1 protein-coding gene is annotated in these 520 nt (G+C 75.4%); it reads left to right on the top strand.

Annotation, left to right across the window (positions count from 1 at the left end; all coding sequences use genetic code 11):
- Positions 1 to 372 (top strand): histidine phosphatase family protein (locus RF647_RS19270; RefSeq protein WP_368813138.1); only part of this gene is annotated, 372 nt, incomplete at its 5' end.
- Between the last annotated feature and the right edge of the window lie 148 nt (positions 373 to 520).

Genomic DNA, 520 nt, shown 5'->3' with positions numbered 1-520 from the left:
CATCCGGAGGTCTACGAGAAGTTCTTCACCGAGGAGGACTACCGGGTCCCGGGCGCCGAGCTGCCCTCGGAGGTCGACGAGCGGATGGTCGCCGTGCTGCGCGACGCCGCGGAAGCCCTCGACGAGGGCGCCACCGGCGTGCTGGTCGGCCACGGGGCGGCCCTGCGCAGCGGGGTGCCGGCGTTCTTCGACGCGCCCCCGCGGCTGCGGGAGATGTTCGCCGGCATGGCCAACTGCGCCTGGACCGTGCTGGAGGAGCATCCGCAGCGCGGCTGGCAGGTCGTCGACTACAACGCCCGGACCCTTCCCGACGCCTCCCCGGGCCTCGCCGACGACATGCCCCCGGAGCACGCCCGCCCCGCCGCCGGCTGACGCGGTCCCCGCGGCGGCCCCGCCGGCCGGCGGTGTGATCCCCGTCCTGGGCGGGAGCGGGCCGCGCGGGTAGGATGGTGCGGTTGCCCGCCCGGGCGCCCTGTTCCCCGCACCGCCTGCCGAAAGGTCTTCTTCCGTGATCACTGTC

This window comes from Kocuria sp. CPCC 205263, from assembly GCF_040981075.1.
Lineage (GTDB): Bacteria > Actinomycetota > Actinomycetes > Actinomycetales > Micrococcaceae > Kocuria > Kocuria rosea.
Note: the sequence above shows the minus strand (reverse complement) of the source record. Positions and strands in the feature narration are given on the sequence as shown.